The sequence below is a fragment of the Flavobacterium praedii genome (assembly GCF_026810365.1).
Taxonomy (GTDB): Bacteria; Bacteroidota; Bacteroidia; order Flavobacteriales; family Flavobacteriaceae; genus Flavobacterium; species Flavobacterium praedii.
On record NZ_CP113948.1, the window covers coordinates 1342055 to 1359219 of the forward strand.

Below are 17165 nucleotides of genomic sequence, written 5' to 3' on the forward strand. Positions count from 1 at the left end.
TTATTTAATTACGCCTCATCATCTGAATCATCTTCTTCCAAATCATCTTCTTCAACTTCTTCTTCATCCTCATCCTCGTCTTCATCAGACACTCCTTCATCTTCTAAAACCTCAAGTACAGGCTTCACTCTTTCAATGGTTTCAGCTTCTATAACATTACCGTCTTCATCAAGAACCACTTCAACAACATCATCTTTCATAACTTTTGTTACTGCAGCAATAGAATCTTTTCCTTTAAGGTTTATTAATTTAACCCCTTGAGTAGCACGTCCCATTACACGTAGATCTTCAATCGCCATTCTAATGGTTAATCCTGACTTATTAATAATCATTAAATCATCAGCATCAGTCACAGCGTTTATCGAAATTAGTTTTCCTGTTTTTTCTGTTATATTAAGCGTTTTAACACCTTTACCCCCACGATTAGTGATTCTATAAACATCTTCACCATCTTCATCTACTAATTTAGTACGCTTACCATATCCGTTTTCAGTAACCACTAAAATTTGAGAATCGTTTACACTATCTTTTTCAACTGTAACCATACCAATAACTTCATCAGTATCATCTTTTAAAGTAATACCACGAACTCCTGATGCGGTTCTTCCCATCGGGCGCGTTTTTGTTTCTTCGAAACGAACTAATTTACCAGATTTTACAGCTAAAATTATCTGACTTTGACCATCTGTTAATTTTGCTTCTAATAATTCATCACCTTCTTTAATAGTAATTGCAGCCACACCATTGACTCTAGGCTTAGAATATTTCTCCAAAGAAGTTTTCTTAACCTGACCTTTTTTGGTCACCATTACAAGATTATGACTGTTTATATAGTCTTTGTCTTTTAAATCTTGAGTACAGATAAAAGCTTTTACTTTATCATCACTTTCAATATTTACAAGATTTTGAATAGCCCTTCCTTTAGCAGTTTTACTTCCTTCTGGAATTTCATAAACCCGCATCCAGAAACATTTTCCTTTTTGAGTAAAGAACATCATATATTGATGATTTGTTGCAACAAACATATGCTCTAAGAAATCTTGATCTCTTGTACCAGCACTTTTTTGTCCAACTCCTCCTCTATTTTGTGTTTTGTATTCAGACAAATTCGTACGCTTGATGTATCCTGCGTGCGAGATTGTGATTACTACGTTTTCATCAGCAATTAAATCCTCAATACTTACATCTCCACCAGAATATTCGATTTGAGAACGACGTTCATCACCGTATTTGTCACGAATTTCTGTTAACTCTTCTTTAATCAAAGCAATTCTTAAGTTTACATCTGCCAATAAAGCTTTTAAATGCTCGATTAACTTCATGATTTCTTCATATTCTGATCTTAACTTATCTTGCTCAAGACCCGTTAATTGACGCAAACGCATTTCAACGATTGCACGCGATTGAATATCTGATAAATTAAATCGCTCTATTAATTTTTCTCTTGCCTCTTCAGTACTTTTAGATGCTTTAATTAAAGCAATTACTTCGTCAATATTATCTGAAGCAATAATCAAACCTTCCAAAATATGCGCTCGTGCTTCCGCTTTTTTCAATTCAAATTGCGTTCTGCGCGTTACCACATCATGACGATGCTCTATAAAATAATGAATCAAATCTTTTAGATTCAACATTTGTGGACGCCCTTTGACGATTGCAATATTATTTACACTAAATGAAGATTGCAATTGTGTAAATTTATAAAGCGTATTCAAAACTACATTTGGCGTTGCATCACGTTTTAAGATGTAAACAATACGCATACCGTTTCTATCCGATTCATCACGGATATTCGCGATACCATCTATTTTCTTTTCATTTACTAAGTCAGCAGTACGTTTAATCATATCCGCTTTATTGACTTGGTATGGGATCTCAGTAACAATAATTGATTCTCTACCATCAACCTCTTCAAAACCAACTTTGGCGCGCATAACTACCCTACCTCTACCGGTTTTAAAAGCTTCACGAACTCCTTCATAACCATAAATAATACCTCCAGTTGGAAAATCTGGGGCTTTGATATGCGTCATTAATTCATCAACCTCAATGTCATTATTGTCCATATAAGCCAATGTACCATTGATCACTTCTGTTAAGTTATGAGGAGGCATATTTGTGGCCATACCTACTGCAATTCCTGTTGCCCCATTAATTAACAAGGTAGGAACACGAGTCGGCATAACCGTAGGCTCTTCTAAAGTATCATCAAAATTTAATTTAAAATCAACCGTCTCTTTATCTATATCAGCCAAAATTTCTTCCGAAATTTTGCGCATTCTAGCCTCAGTATAACGCATTGCAGCTGGACTATCACCATCAACAGAACCAAAATTACCCTGACCATCTATCAATAAATAACGCATACTCCACTCTTGAGCCATACGAACCATGGCATCATATACAGAGGTATCTCCATGTGGATGATACTTTCCTAATACTTCTCCAACGATTCTTGCGGATTTCTTGTGAGCCGATCTAGAGTTTACTCCTAAATCATGCATTCCAAATAATACTCTTCGATGTACTGGTTTCAAGCCATCTCTAACATCTGGAAGTGCTCTGGATACAATAACTGACATCGAATAATCGATATAAGCTGTTTTCATTTCATCTTCAATGTTAATAGGAATTAACTTTTCTCCTTCAGACATAATATATTCTTAAATTAAAATTATTTTGTTTTAAAAAATCCCGCTAATATAACCTTTCTCAATATGATTTCAGGTATAAACAACCAGAAATTTATTCATTTTATTAACAAATTAACATTGCCATTTAGTTAATAAATTAAGTTCGTTTTAACTGTATGTTCATTATTTTTTTTGTCACTTAGCTTTAATCGATTTTAAAGGTATGATTTTTGCTTTTAAACATCTTATTCACTAAATTTACAATAACAATACATAATATTATGGATGATAATTTTTCACCAAGAGTAAAAGACGTTATTACCTATAGCAAGGAAGAAGCATTGCGACTTGGCCATGATTTTATTGGTACTGAACATTTAATGCTCGGCATTTTAAGAGATGGCAATGGAAAAGCAATTCATATATTGAATAACCTTGATATAGATCTAGACCACCTTCGGAGAAAGGTTGAAATTCTAAGTCCTGCCAGTCCTAATGCTGAAGTAAGTATTGAAAAGAAGAATTTACACCTAACACGACAGGCAGAACGCGCTTTAAAAACTACTTTTTTAGAAGCAAAAGTTTTTCAAAGCTCTTCAATTAGCACTGCACACCTACTATTATGCATCTTACGAAATGAAAATGATCCCACAACCAAGCTATTGAATAAACTTAAAATTGATTACGATGTAGCTAAAGAACAATACATTAATATGACTCCAAACGAAGAAGAATTTTTAGAAAACTTGCCAAAAAACGAATCATATAATGATGATTCAGGACAAGATGACAGTCTTAAAGAAGGGAATTTTAATAATCCTGCCAACAAATCAAATAAAAAATCTAAAACCCCAGTACTTGACAATTTTGGGAGAGATTTAACAGAGATGGCTGAGGAAGGAAAACTTGACCCTGTAGTAGGACGTGAAAAAGAAATCGAACGTGTTTCTCAAATTTTGAGTCGCCGTAAAAAAAACAACCCCCTTTTAATAGGAGAACCCGGAGTTGGTAAATCAGCAATTGCCGAAGGACTTGCTTTACGTATCATTCAGAAAAAAGTTTCCCGCATTCTTTTTAACAAACGAGTGGTAACACTTGATTTGGCAAGTCTTGTTGCTGGGACGAAATACAGAGGTCAGTTTGAAGAGCGCATGAAAGCAGTAATGAATGAATTAGAAAAAAATGATGATATCATTCTTTTTATTGATGAAATTCATACTATTGTAGGTGCTGGCGGAGCGACTGGTTCATTAGACGCTTCTAATATGTTTAAACCCGCATTATCAAGAGGGGAAATTCAATGTATCGGAGCCACAACATTAGATGAATATCGTCAATATATTGAAAAAGATGGAGCACTTGAAAGACGATTCCAAAAAGTAATTGTCGAACCAACCACTGTTGAAGAAACAATAACAATATTAAATAACATAAAAGATAAATACGAGGACCATCATAATGTAACCTATACTCCAGAAGCAATTGAAGCCTGTGTAAAGTTAACAGATCGATATATGTCAGAACGCTTTTTGCCAGACAAAGCAATTGATGCTCTTGATGAAGCTGGTTCCCGTGTTCATATAACCAATATTGATGTACCGAAACAGATTTTAGACTTAGAACGTCAATTGGAAGAAGTTCGTGAATTGAAAAATTTAGTTGTAAAAAAACAAAAATACGAAGAAGCAGCAAAACTTAGAGATGACGAGAAAAAAATAGAAAAAGATCTTGCAATTGCTCAAGAACAATGGGAAGAAGATTCAAAAAACAATCGAATTCTTGTTAGTGAAGACAATGTTGCAGATGTCGTTTCTATGATGACTGGAATTCCTGTAAATCGTATTGCACAAACCGAAAGCAACAAACTGGCTAAATTACCAGAACTTATTCAAAATAAAGTTATTGGACAAAATGAAGCCGTGTTAAAAATAGCTCGCTCTATACAACGAAATCGAGCAGGATTGAAAGATCCAAATAAACCAATTGGTTCTTTTATTTTCTTGGGTCAAACAGGTGTTGGTAAAACACAATTGGCTAAAGTTCTAGCTAAAGAATTATTCGATTCTGAAGACGCTTTGGTTCGAATTGACATGAGTGAATATATGGAGAAATTTGCAATTTCCAGATTGGTTGGAGCACCTCCAGGATATGTAGGCTACGAAGAAGGAGGACAACTCACAGAAAAAGTTCGAAGAAAACCATATTGTGTAGTATTGCTTGATGAAATCGAAAAAGCACATCCTGACGTATTCAATATGATGTTACAAGTTCTTGATGATGGTTTTTTAACAGATAGTTTAGGTCGAAAAATTGATTTTAAAAACACAATTATCATTATGACCTCAAATGTTGGCGCACGTCAATTGAAAGATTTTGGACAAGGAGTTGGATTTGGAACCGCTGCCAAAGTAGCACAAGCAGATGATAATTCTAAAAGCATTATTGAAAATGCATTGAAAAAAACTTTTGCTCCTGAATTTTTAAACAGAATTGATGATGTTATTGTATTTAATACTTTAGAAAAAGAAGATATTAATTTGATAATTGAAATCGAATTGAAAAAATTAGTTGATCGTGTAAAAGAACTAGGATATCAATTAAATCTTTCTGACAAAGCAAAAGCTTTTATTGCAGATAAAGGATTTGATAAACAATTTGGAGCAAGACCACTTAAAAGAGCAATTCAAAAATATGTAGAAGATGCACTTGCTGAAGAAATTATCACTTCAAAAATTTCATCTGGTGATGAGATCTTTATGGACATCGAAGAAGGCTCTCAAGAATTGACTGTAAAAGTTCACAAAGCTGAAGAACCTAGAAACCAAGCTGAAGAACCTACAAATCAATAGTTTACAATAATTCACAGAATTACAAACCCGTTACGTTTTAATAACATAACGGGTTTATTCTTTATATAAATTTGTAGTATTTTTTAAAAACAAATTTTTACATTTGATAATTATATAAAAGTTCAACAAAAATTAATTTATGCTTCAAAATAAAGTTATACTGGGTAGTGAAGAATGGTGCTCTTTTCCAGAATTAGGAATTCCTACAATTAAAGCTCGTGTAGACTCTGGTGCCAAAACATCTGCTTTGCATGCCATCAATATAGCTCCATTTATAAAAAACGATGCCAATTGGGTAAAATTTGACATAAATCCAATACAAAACAACATAAAAACGGTAATTCATTGTGAAGCGCCATTGGTAGATAAAAGAATCGTAAAAAGTTCAAGCGGATTTAGAGAACATCGGTATGTTATTCAGACGAATCTAGCTATAGGGGATTCTAAATGGCCTATTGAGATGACATTGACCAATCGAGATTCGATGGGCTTCAGAATGCTATTAGGACGTGAAGCAATGAGCGGAAGAATATTAGTTGATCCTGAACAAAAATATCTTTTAGGACAACCAACCCCTGAAAGCCTTAAAGAATTGTATATTAATTCTGAAAAAGCCAGTTCAGGATTACGAATTGGACTTTTGGCTAGCAATCCTGAACTTTATAGCAACAAAAGAATCATGGAAGCTGGAGAAATGCGCGGACATGAAATGCACTTTTTAAACATCAAGGAATGTTATATGAAACTGGATGCCAAAACTCCAGAAATCCATTATCGTGGTGGAAAAATACTAAATCAATTTGATGCCATAATTCCTAGAATTCGGCCTAGTATCACCTTCTATGGTTGCGCTTTGACCAGGCAATTTGAAGCGTTAAAAGTATATTGTTTAAACTCCTCAACTGCTATCACACAATCTAGAGACAAATTATTTTCATTACAACTATTATTAAATCATGGAGTAGATATCCCAACCACAGGATTCGCCAATTCCCCATTAGATACCGATAATTTAATCAAAATGGTCGGAGGTTCTCCACTTATTGTAAAATTATTAGAAGGTACTCAAGGAAAAGGAGTTGTAATGGCCGAAACTAAAAAAGCAGCAGAAAGTGTAATCAATGCTTTCAAAAGTCTAAATGCAAATATTTTGGTTCAAGAATTCATCAAGGAAGCAAATGGAAAAGATATTCGTTGTTTTGTAATTGATGGCAAAGTAGTCGCTGCGATTCAAAGAGAAGCCATGCCAGGAGAATTTAGAGCTAATATTCATTTGGGAGGTACTGCGTCAATAATTAAAGTCACACCTGAAGAAAAAAAGATAGCAATTAAAGCAGCTAAAGCTATGGATTTGAAAGTAGCTGGTGTGGATATCATTCGCTCTGCAAAAGGACCTTTGTTGCTTGAAGTAAATTCTTCTCCAGGTCTAGAAGGAATTGAAGGTGCCACCAATAAAGATATTGCTGGTGAAATGATAAAAGCAATTGAGAAGAATTTTAAAATTAAGTAGCCTATTATTTTTGAACACTAAAAACAGACGGAAGATCGAAAAAACAATTTAAAAACTTAGCGTGCTGTTTAGCTTATTTAATTTGAATTCAAAATCCGAAATCCGAAAATATGAATCCCTACCTTGATGTAATTATCCGAAGTGCAGCTGTATATTTATTCATGGTTATTGCCTTACGTATTTTTGGCAAAAAAGAATTATCGCAATTGAATACGGCTGATGTTATTTTGATTTTATTGATTAGCAATGCGGTACAAAATGCAATGGTTGGAAACAACACAACACTTTTGGGTGGTATTTCAGCTGCAACTGTATTATTTACAATTAATTTTACTTTAAAAAAATTAATGTATCGCTTTAAAAAATTCAGTGATTTTATGCTCGAAAAACCTGAAATTCTCATTCATGATGGCACTTTGGATTTTAAAATCTTAAGCAAACTGAACATCACATCGGATGAATTGAAAGAAGCAATGCGGGAACATGGAGTTGAATATTTTGCTGATGTAAAATTGGCTATGCTTGAGATTGATGGTAATATTAGCATCATAACTGGAGATAAAATGCTAAAACAAACCCATTACAAGCGAAGAAAAAATCATAAAAACTTAATTCAAGGAATGTAAAAGCTTTTAAATTCCTAATAACTTTTCTTTCCATTGTTTTCTATCACTATCCATTAAAGATTTGATCCAGCTGTTGTTTTTTTTGAGAAAGTTGAATAAATCACTAAATTTCTAAATTAGCCCCGATAGTAGTGGCATCTCCCGATTTAGAAAAACAAGGCTTTTTTGCCGTAGTTTTTGTTAATTGGGAATATAACGGATAGCGGGACTTCAGGTCTTCCTTACGCAATGCTGTGCTCCTAAAAATACTATTTCAAATTCTGATTCTATGTTAGACTTCATGACGAATTCAAAAGCTGAATCTGGGTTTTAAAAACTTTTCTTTTGCATGTAAAAAAAAACCATTCTATTACGAATGGTTTTTTTTTATAAATTTTGATAGTAAAAAATATTACAAGAAAATACTAAGAAAGTAGTAGCACAAAGCAGCCAATAAAGCTGAAATTGGTATTGTTAAAACCCAAGCCCAAATTAAACTAACTGTTACACCCCAACGAACAGCTGAGATTCTTTTAGTCAAACCTACACCAATAATAGATCCGGTGATTGTATGCGTTGTACTTACCGGTACTTTGAAGTGTTCTGTGATATATAAAGTTAATGCTCCGGCAGTTTCTGCCGCAACACCTTCAAAAGAAGTCACTTTGGTTATTTTTGACCCCATTGTTTTTACAATTTTCCAACCACCACTAAGTGTTCCTACTGCTATTGCCGTATAACAAGCTAATGGTATCCAATCTGGCATTACACCTTTGATACCTTTATCGTCGTTAGCAAGGGTTACTTGTAACCAATCCGGTAGACTTTCTATTGCAACTCCACTTGTTTGAATATAAACAGCAACTGCAGCTGCAATAATACCCATAACTTTTTGAGAATCATTACCTCCATGTCCCAAACTAAAAGCAGCAGAAGAGACCAATTGCATTTTCTTTAACCAAGCATTAGCTTGGTGCAAATTAAGACTACTGAATATCAAACAAAACAAACTTACTGTTAGTATGATAAAAGCAACCAAAAACCATTTTATGTTATGTGATTCAAAAACAACACTCCAGAAATGTGAAACAAAACGAGGTTTTTCAATATCTGCAAAGCTCACCATTTGACCTTGAACAAACCAAATAGTTAAAACCATTAAGGCCACCGTAAAAATCTTTGGAAAAATACTTTTTCGAGAAGCATTTAGCAACCAAATTGAAATTAAATATGACATCAATGCACCTAATAAAGGAGCCAATACAATGAAGGCAATAATAATAAGCACTCCTGATGGCATTCCACCATCTTTTCCTGCCTTATACCAGCTTACAATATTGTACCAATGATGAACATTTCCATCTATAGTGTAATCAGAAAATCCATGTACAGCAAAGGCATGAGCCAATGCAGCACCAGCAAAACCACCAATTAAAGTATGGGATGAACTTGAAGGAATTCCTTGCCACCAGGTAATTAAGTTCCAAATAATAGCCGCAACTACACCAGCTAGAATAACGACAAGGTTAATCTCACTTGCTTCGGCTGTTTTTGCAACCGTATTTGCCACTCCCAAACCAAATACCCAATAGGCCAAAAAGTTAAAAAAAGCGGCCCAAAGTACTGCTTGAAAAGGAGATAACACCTTTGTCGCTACTACTGTAGCAATTGCATTAGCAGCATCATGAAAACCATTAATATAATCAAAAATTAATGCTAGTACTATAATAATTATGAGTAAAGTCATATCTATATCTTAGATTGATCGAATTAAATTAAGAATGTTTTACTGTAATGGATTCCAAAACGCTAGCAACACTCTTACATTTATCAGTTGCTGATTCTAAAACTGACAACACTTCTTTGTATTTAATGATATTTTTGGCATCGGTTTCGTTTTCAAAAATCTCAAAAACGGCTTTATTGTAAACCATATCCGATTTATTCTCCAATTTATTGATTTTAGCACAAGCATTGGTGATGGTTTTCATGTTTTCTAAGTTTTTCAACTCTTTAACAGCAACATCAATGTTTTGACAGGCTTCTAAATTGATTTCGGTCATTTTACGAATGGACTTTGTAATTTTATCCACTTGATATAAACGCATTCTAGAAGCAGCACCATGAAGATAATCAGCTACATAATCAATTGAAGTAATCAAAGAGTGAATATCTTCTCTATCAAAAGGAGTAATAAAATTTCTACTCAATTCCAAATTGGTTTGACGAGTAATATCCTCTCCTTTTTGTTCTAATTCATCTATTTTTACAAAAAGAGCTTCTCTTTCTTTCAAAGGAAGATTCACAGCTTCGTGTAAAATTGAAGCCAATTCGATTAAATTACTAGACGCTTCTTCAAAAAGAGGAAAGAATTTTTTGTCCTTTGGGACTAAAAATTGAAAAATACTATTTAATGACATTTGTTTATTTTTTAGTAGTGCAAAATTAATTCATTATTTAAAGCCAATGTTAAGCTAATGTTAACAAATCTTCTTCTATTTGAAAACTATTTAAAAACGAAACAGTTTTCTCAATATCGTAATGCAATATTCTATCCTCATTTACCAAAGGAACTTCTTCCCTGTAGGATTTTAAAAACATTTCGATAAAGTCACTAGAATGCAAAGGTCTACGATATTCAATTGCCTGTGAAGCATTCATTAATTCTATAGCCAAAATGCGTTCCAAATTATCCATTACTCGCAAACATTTTGTAGCACCATTTGCCCCCATGCTCACATGATCTTCCTGTCCATTACTAGAAACAATACTATCTACACTTGATGGAGTCGCCAACTGTTTATTTTGACTTGCGATACTTGCAGCAGTATATTGCGGAATCATAAATCCAGAATTCAAACCAGGATTATCAACTAAAAATGCAGGAAGATTTCGCAATCCTGAAATCAATTGATACGTTCTACGTTCCGAAATACTACCTAGTTCAGCCAAGGCGATAGCCATAAAATCCAATGCTAAAGCCAGCGGTTGTCCATGGAAATTGCCTCCTGAAATAATCTGGTCGCTTTCGATAAAAATATTAGGATTATCGGTTACCGAATTAATTTCAGTTTTGAACACTTTTTTCACATAATCAAAAGCGTCTTTTGAAGCGCCATGCACTTGTGGAATACATCGGAAAGAATAGGGATCTTGAACATGATTTTTTTGTTGTTCTATTATTTCACTTCCATCCAAAAATTCTTTCACCCTTTTGGCTGTTGCGATTTGACCATTATGTGGTCTTATATAATGTATTAGCTCATTGAAAGGCTCAATTCTACCATCAAAACCTTCTAAGGAAATTGTTCCGATTAAATCGGCTAAATAAGAAAACTTATTGGCTTTCATCAAAATATGCGCACCATAAGCACTCATAAATTGAGTTCCATTAAGTAATGCCAAACCTTCTTTAGATTTTAAAACGATTGGCTCCCATCCAAAATGCTTTAACACAACACTCGAATGCACTTTTTTACCTTCGAACCAAACTTCTCCCTCTCCTAATAAAGGCAATGACAAATGTGCCAAAGGAGCTAAATCCCCAGAAGCTCCCAAGGATCCTTGGGTGTATATTATAGGAAGGATGTCATTATTATAGAAATCAATCAATCGTTGAGCCGTTTCTAACTGAATTCCTGAATGCCCATAACTTAACGATTGAATTTTAAGCAACAACATTAGTTTAACAATATCATTTGGAACTTCATCCCCAGTTCCACACGAATGAGACTTTACAAGATTTTCTTGAAGCTTAGAAAGATTTTCATTTGAAATTTTCACATTACAAAGAGACCCAAAACCGGTATTAATTCCGTAAATAGGATCTAAATTGGAAGCCATTTTAGCATCTAAATACTTTCTACACTTTAGAATATTTGTTTTAGCTTCTTCAGAAAGTGATATTGATTTATGATGCGAAATAATCTCTTGTAAACTTTCGAAAGAAAGTAGGCTTGTACTTATATAATGTATATTATCCATTTCATTTGATTTTAAGTGTTCAAAATTCAACAAATCAATATTAAAAAGCAATTATTTTTGAGGATAATTAAAAATATGATTTAAACCTATTTCAACTTTATTAAATTAGCCCCAATATATCTTATATAAAAACATATAAATCGAACAAAGTTTACAATTATTGTTTTAAAATTAATACCCGCATTTTTTGATTAATAATCAACATAAACCCCGATGAAAATCAATTTTAAAACAAAGATAATCTCAATAAAAGCAGAAATAAATTATGCAATATTAAATTTTATCCCATATTAAAATCAAATATTAAACTATTCGTAAAAACACTCCCAAAAGCTTTGTTTTTTTATAAAAAACAGTACTTTTGGAAAATCAAAAATGAAAAATTTTAACAGTACATATCATCCTTCGATAACAACTCAAACTAGAGTTGAACTTGCTGTTACAACTACATCTACTACAACTACTACCCCTTAGGGGTATACATTTTACATATAATCCTATTAACTGTACTTTTCTTTAAAAGAAAGAAAGTGTTGGGTGTATAAAAGACATTTGCATTTAAAAAAAACACTATAAAATCGTTAGACTTTGACAAGAATGTTTATCAAATAAAATAACGAAAATAAATTACAATAAAACAAATACAAACTTATCATGAGAGTATTAAAATTTGGCGGAACTTCGGTAGCCAATGCGGAAAACATAAAATTAGTTTTAGACATCGTAATAAACAAAGCCCAAGAAGAAAAACTTGTAGTAGTCGTATCCGCTTTAAGCAAAGTGACCGATTTACTGCAATTAGCAGCTTCGAAAGCAGCGGCTAATGATGAAAGCTTTAAAGACATTGTTACCGAAATTGAGAAAAAACATTTAGAAGCCCTTAAACAACTGATTCCAGTTAGTGAACAAAGTGGTTTATTAAGCCACATTAAAAGAATCATCAATCACTTGGAAACATTACTTGATGGATGTTTTCTTTTGGGTGAATTATCCCCAAGAACTTTGGATACTATTTTAAGTTTTGGAGAATTACTATCATCTTATATCATTGCCGAAGCTTTAAAACAAAAGCTAAAAAATAGCGGATATAAAGACAGTCGAGAATTGATTAAAACCAATAATCAATTTGGGAAAGCAGCCGTAAACTTTGAGGTTTCAAACCAATTAATTGCAGCTTTTTTTGCATCCAATGACAATCAAGTCGTAGTGATGCCTGGTTTTATTGCCACTTCTGAAGATGGAATTAACACTACTTTAGGTCGTGGTGGGTCTGATTATACTGCAGCAATTATTGCAGGTGCTCTAAATGCAAGTGATTTGGAAATTTGGACTGATGTAAACGGAATGTTTACAGCCAATCCAAAAATTGTAAAACAAGCACAACCAATCGCTACAATTTCGTATCAAGAAGCCATGGAATTGTCTCATTTTGGTGCCAAAGTATTGTATCCACCAACAATTCAACCTGTTTTAAGAAAAAACATTCCCATTTTAATCAAGAATACTTTCGAACCGCAAGCCGAAGGAACTCTAATTTCAAATGCCGTTTCAGCACAAACAAATCCTGTAAAAGGGATTAGCCATATTGACAACATTACTTTGATTACTCTGGAAGGTTCTGGAATGATTGGGGTTGCAGGTTCTTCTAAACGTTTATTTGAAGTTTTATCGAATGAAAGCATTAACGTGATTTTTATCACTCAAGCATCATCGGAACATTCAATATGTATTGGTATATTAAATTCAGATGCCGATACTGCCGAAAACGCCATCAACAAAGCGTTTCAAATAGAAATTGCCCAAAACAAAATTGATCCTTGTATTGTAGAACAAAACCTTTGCATTATTGCTTTGGTAGGTGAAAACATGAAAAACCACCAAGGTTTGAGCGGAAGAATGTTTAGTACTTTAGGAAAAAATAACGTTAACATTCGTGCGATAGCTCAAGGTGCTTCCGAAAGAAACATCTCGGTTGTCATCAATGAAAGAGACGTTAAAAAAGCATTAAACACTTTACACGAAAACTTTTTTGAAGAGAACACCAAACAATTAAACTTGTTTGTAATGGGTGTTGGAAATGTAGGAGAGAAATTCATCGAGCAAATTAACCAGCAAAAGAAATTCCTAAAAGAAAATTTAAAAATAAACCTTAGAGTTATTGCAGTTTCTAATTCTAGAAAAATGTATTTTGACGAAGATGGCATTCCATTAAAAGAATGGCAATCGCTTCTTGAAAAAGGAGAAACTGCCAACAAAGAACAATTTATCACTAATGTAAAAGCACTCAATTTACGCAACAGTATTTTTGTGGATATTACTGCCAATGAAGAAGTATCTAAAACTTACGAGCAGTATCTAAAACAAAATGTAGCCGTGGTAACTTGCAACAAAATTGCCTGTTCATCTGCGTATGACAATTACAAAAACTTAAAAAGTTTATCCCGTCAATTCAATGCACCATTCTTGTTTGAAACCAATGTTGGAGCTGGATTACCTATTATTGATACCGTAAAAAACCTGATTGCATCTGGAGATAAAGTACATAAAATTCAAGCCGTTTTGTCAGGTAGTTTGAACTTTATTTTCAATAATTTTGATAAAAATAATACTTTTCATGACGTAGTCAAAGAAGCTGGAGTTCAAGGGTTTACAGAGCCAGACCCAAAAATAGATTTAAGCGGAATTGACGTAGCCAGAAAGATCCTTATTTTGATTCGTGAAAGCGGTTACCAAATGGAAATTGACGCTATCGAAAATAAATCATTTCTTCCGGCAGCATGTATGGAAACTACCAATAACGATGCTTTTTTTGCTTCCTTAAAAGAGCATGCTAAACACTTTGAATCCATTTTGGCTGAAGCCAAACAAAAAGACAGCCGATTAAAATTTGTAGCTCAATTTGAAAATGGAAAAGCAAGCGTTGGTTTGCAATTCATTCCAAAAGACCATCCGTTTTACAACTTGGAAGGAAAAGACAATATTGTTTTATTCTACACCGATCGTTATGTAGATCAACCGTTATTGATAAAAGGTGCAGGTGCTGGAGCTGCTGTTACCGCTTCGGGAATTTTTGCTGATGTGATTAGAATAGGAAATAACTAGTGTTCAGTGATCAGTTAATTAGTAATCAGTTAAAAACTGACTAGAAAAACTTTATGTCTTTGTGCCTTTGTGGCAAAAACTAAAAAAAATGAAAGAAATAAAAATATTTTGCCCAGCCACTATTGCGAATCTTTCGTGCGGTTTTGATGTACTCGGACTTTGCTTAACCACTGCGGGCGATGAAATGATCGTTCGCAAATCAGATGTAAAAGGAGTGCGTATTACAAAAATATTGGGAGCCGATTTACCAATGGAAACCGAAAACAACGTTGCTGGAGTTGCTGCTTTGGCGATGCTGGAAGAAGTGGAAACCGAATTCGGATTTGAAATTGAGATCTACAAACACATCAAAGCAGGAAGCGGAATCGGAAGCAGTGCTGCCAGTTCAGCGGGTGCGGTTTTTGGAATCAATGAATTGTTGGGACGCCCTTTTACTAGAAAAGAATTGGTAAAATTTGCGATGCAAGGTGAGAAATTGGCCAGCGGTAATGCTCATGCAGACAACGTTGCCCCTGCCCTTTTGGGAGGTTTCACTTTGGTAAGATGTTCAAATCCTTTGGATATCATCAAAATTGAAAGTCCATCTGATTTGTATGCTACAGTGGTACATCCTCAAATTGAATTAAAAACATCAGATGCACGTTCGGTACTGAAACAAACTGTATCCTTAAAAAGTGCCATTACCCAATGGGGAAATGTGGGCGGATTAGTAGCAGGATTGTACACTCAAGATTATGAATTAATCGGACGTTCATTACACGACGAAATCATAGAACCCGTTCGCAGTATGCTGATTCCTGGATTTGATTTAATCAAACAAACGGCTTATGAAAACGGAGCTTTGGGTTCTGGAATCTCTGGTTCTGGGCCTTCTATTTTTGCTTTAAGCAAAGGAAAGGAAAACGCCGACAAAATTGCCAAAGCCATGAGTGCCGTTTACGATCAAATGAATTTACCTTATGAAATTCACGTTTCCAAAGTGAATGACGAAGGGATGAAAATTATTTAAGAAGTATTTAGTCCTTAGTGATTAGTAATTAGTACTAAGAACTAAAGACTATTCACTAATTACTATTCACTAATCACTAAGAAGAATGAAATATTACAGTTTAAACCATAATGCACCAAACGTTTCTTTTCAGGAAGCAGTAATACAAGGATTAGCAACAGACAAAGGGTTGTATTTTCCAGAAACTATTACGCCTTTGACTCCAAGCTTTTTTGAGACTATCGAAAGTTTATCCCATGAAGAAATCGCTTTTGAAGCCATCAAACAATTTGTGGGAGACGAAATACCTTCCGAAACGTTAAAACAAATCATATCCGAAACATTATGTTTTGATTTTCCTTTGGTCGAAGTTGAAAACGGAATTTATTCGCTTGAATTATTTCATGGTCCTACTATGGCATTCAAAGATGTAGGAGCGCGTTTTATGTCACGTTGCCTTGCCTATTTTAACAAAGACAATACCGAAAGTAAAAATACAGTTCTTGTAGCGACTTCTGGAGATACAGGAGGTGCCGTAGCCAGTGGTTTCCTTGGTGTAAAAGGTGTTGATGTCGTTATCCTTTATCCTTCGGGAAAAGTAAGTGACATTCAGGAAAAGCAATTGACTACTTTGGGTCAGAATATAAAAGCCCTTGAAGTAGATGGTGTTTTTGATGATTGCCAAGACATGGTCAAAAAAGCGTTTTTGGACGAAAGCCTAAATCATATTCAATTGACTTCTGCCAATTCGATTAATATTGCGCGCTGGTTACCGCAAATGTTTTACTTTTTCTTTGCTTACAAAGCATTAAAAGCACAAAACAAACCGCTAGTTTTCTCTTGTCCAAGCGGAAACTTCGGAAATATTTGCGCGGGTATTATTGCTAAGAAAATGGGATTGCCTATTGAACATTTTGTAGCATCTACCAATGTAAACGACACAGTTCCTAGATTCCTTGCCAACGGAATTTACGACCCAAAACCATCTATCGCAACGATTTCGAATGCTATGGATGTAGGAAATCCAAGTAACTTCATTCGAATTCAAGAAATGTATCAAAATGATTTGGAGCAGTTCAAAAAAGATTTTACGTCATACACTTTTACCGATGCTGAAACTTTAGTAGCATTAAAAGCCATTTATAACGAAAGAGGTTATATCGCCGAACCGCACGGAGCTGTTGGCTATTTGGGATTGAAAAAAGAATTGCTGAACATACCAGATGCTATTGGTATTTTCTTAGAAACGGCACATCCTATTAAATTCTTAGATGTTGTAGAACCTGCTTTAGGCGTAACTTTGCCCCTGCCAACTCAAATTGAAAGCGTCATGCACAAAGAAAAAGTGAGTGTAAAAATCTCAACTTATGATGAATTAAAGGCTTTTTTAGGTTAATAAAAAACATTATTTTCAAACGAAACATTGACCGAAAGGTTGATGTTTTTTTTTATTTTTTATTTTAACAAGGCTTATAATTCGCTAAAGTGAACTTT

The 17165-nt window shown here is 34.0% G+C and carries 10 protein-coding genes; 6 read left to right on the forward strand and 4 right to left on the reverse strand.

Annotated elements, in window-relative coordinates; translation table 11 throughout:
• Nucleotides 1–8: 8 nt before the first annotated feature.
• Nucleotides 9–2654, reverse strand: coding sequence for a DNA gyrase subunit A (gene gyrA, locus OYT91_RS05705; protein WP_269222655.1), 2646 nt, complete (start codon nucleotides 2652–2654; stop codon nucleotides 9–11).
• A gap of 260 nt (nucleotides 2655–2914) precedes the next feature.
• On the opposite strand from gyrA, the gene OYT91_RS05710 reads away from it, so the two are divergent.
• The 3 genes from OYT91_RS05710 to OYT91_RS05720 all read left to right on the forward strand — a co-directional run bounded on the left by OYT91_RS05710 (nucleotide 2915) and on the right by OYT91_RS05720 (nucleotide 7618).
• Entirely contained in the window at nucleotides 2915–5482 is a 2568-nt protein-coding gene (locus OYT91_RS05710) for an ATP-dependent Clp protease ATP-binding subunit (RefSeq protein WP_281239857.1), read from the forward strand.
• A gap of 139 nt (nucleotides 5483–5621) precedes the next feature.
• Entirely contained in the window at nucleotides 5622–6992 is a 1371-nt protein-coding gene (gene rimK, locus OYT91_RS05715) for a 30S ribosomal protein S6--L-glutamate ligase (RefSeq protein ID WP_281239858.1), read from the forward strand.
• A gap of 110 nt (nucleotides 6993–7102) precedes the next feature.
• On the forward strand, nucleotides 7103–7618 hold the full coding sequence (locus tag OYT91_RS05720) for a DUF421 domain-containing protein (protein ID WP_281239859.1): 516 nt from the start codon (nucleotides 7103–7105) through the stop codon (nucleotides 7616–7618).
• 391 nt (nucleotides 7619–8009) lie between these two features.
• Here the strand turns inward: OYT91_RS05720 and OYT91_RS05725 are convergent, their stop codons facing one another.
• Genes OYT91_RS05725 through hutH form a run of 3 tightly spaced genes read right to left on the reverse strand, consistent with a single transcriptional unit; the run spans nucleotide 8010 to nucleotide 11581 of the window.
• Complete coding sequence (locus OYT91_RS05725) at nucleotides 8010–9344, reverse strand: inorganic phosphate transporter (RefSeq protein ID WP_281239860.1); 1335 nt, start codon at nucleotides 9342–9344, stop codon at nucleotides 8010–8012.
• Nucleotides 9345–9372: 28 nt separating this feature from the next.
• Nucleotides 9373–10017, reverse strand: coding sequence for a DUF47 domain-containing protein (locus tag OYT91_RS05730; RefSeq protein WP_269222651.1), 645 nt, complete (start codon nucleotides 10015–10017; stop codon nucleotides 9373–9375).
• A gap of 49 nt (nucleotides 10018–10066) precedes the next feature.
• Nucleotides 10067–11581, reverse strand: coding sequence for a histidine ammonia-lyase (gene hutH, locus OYT91_RS05735; RefSeq protein ID WP_281239861.1), 1515 nt, complete (start codon nucleotides 11579–11581; stop codon nucleotides 10067–10069).
• Between the two features lie 654 nt (nucleotides 11582–12235).
• On the opposite strand from hutH, the gene thrA reads away from it, so the two are divergent.
• The 3 genes from thrA to thrC all read left to right on the forward strand — a co-directional run bounded on the left by thrA (nucleotide 12236) and on the right by thrC (nucleotide 17067).
• The gene (gene thrA / locus OYT91_RS05740) at nucleotides 12236–14683 is read left to right on the forward strand and encodes a bifunctional aspartate kinase/homoserine dehydrogenase I (RefSeq protein WP_281239862.1); all 2448 of its coding nucleotides are present in this window, start codon (nucleotides 12236–12238) and stop codon (nucleotides 14681–14683) included.
• An 88-nt stretch (nucleotides 14684–14771) separates the two neighbouring features.
• Nucleotides 14772–15692 carry a homoserine kinase gene (locus OYT91_RS05745; protein ID WP_281239863.1) on the forward strand — a complete coding sequence of 307 codons (921 nt, stop codon included), beginning with the start codon at nucleotides 14772–14774 and terminating at the stop codon, nucleotides 15690–15692.
• A gap of 85 nt (nucleotides 15693–15777) precedes the next feature.
• Nucleotides 15778–17067, forward strand: coding sequence for a threonine synthase (gene thrC, locus OYT91_RS05750; RefSeq protein ID WP_281239864.1), 1290 nt, complete (start codon nucleotides 15778–15780; stop codon nucleotides 17065–17067).
• Nucleotides 17068–17165 lie beyond the last annotated feature (98 nt).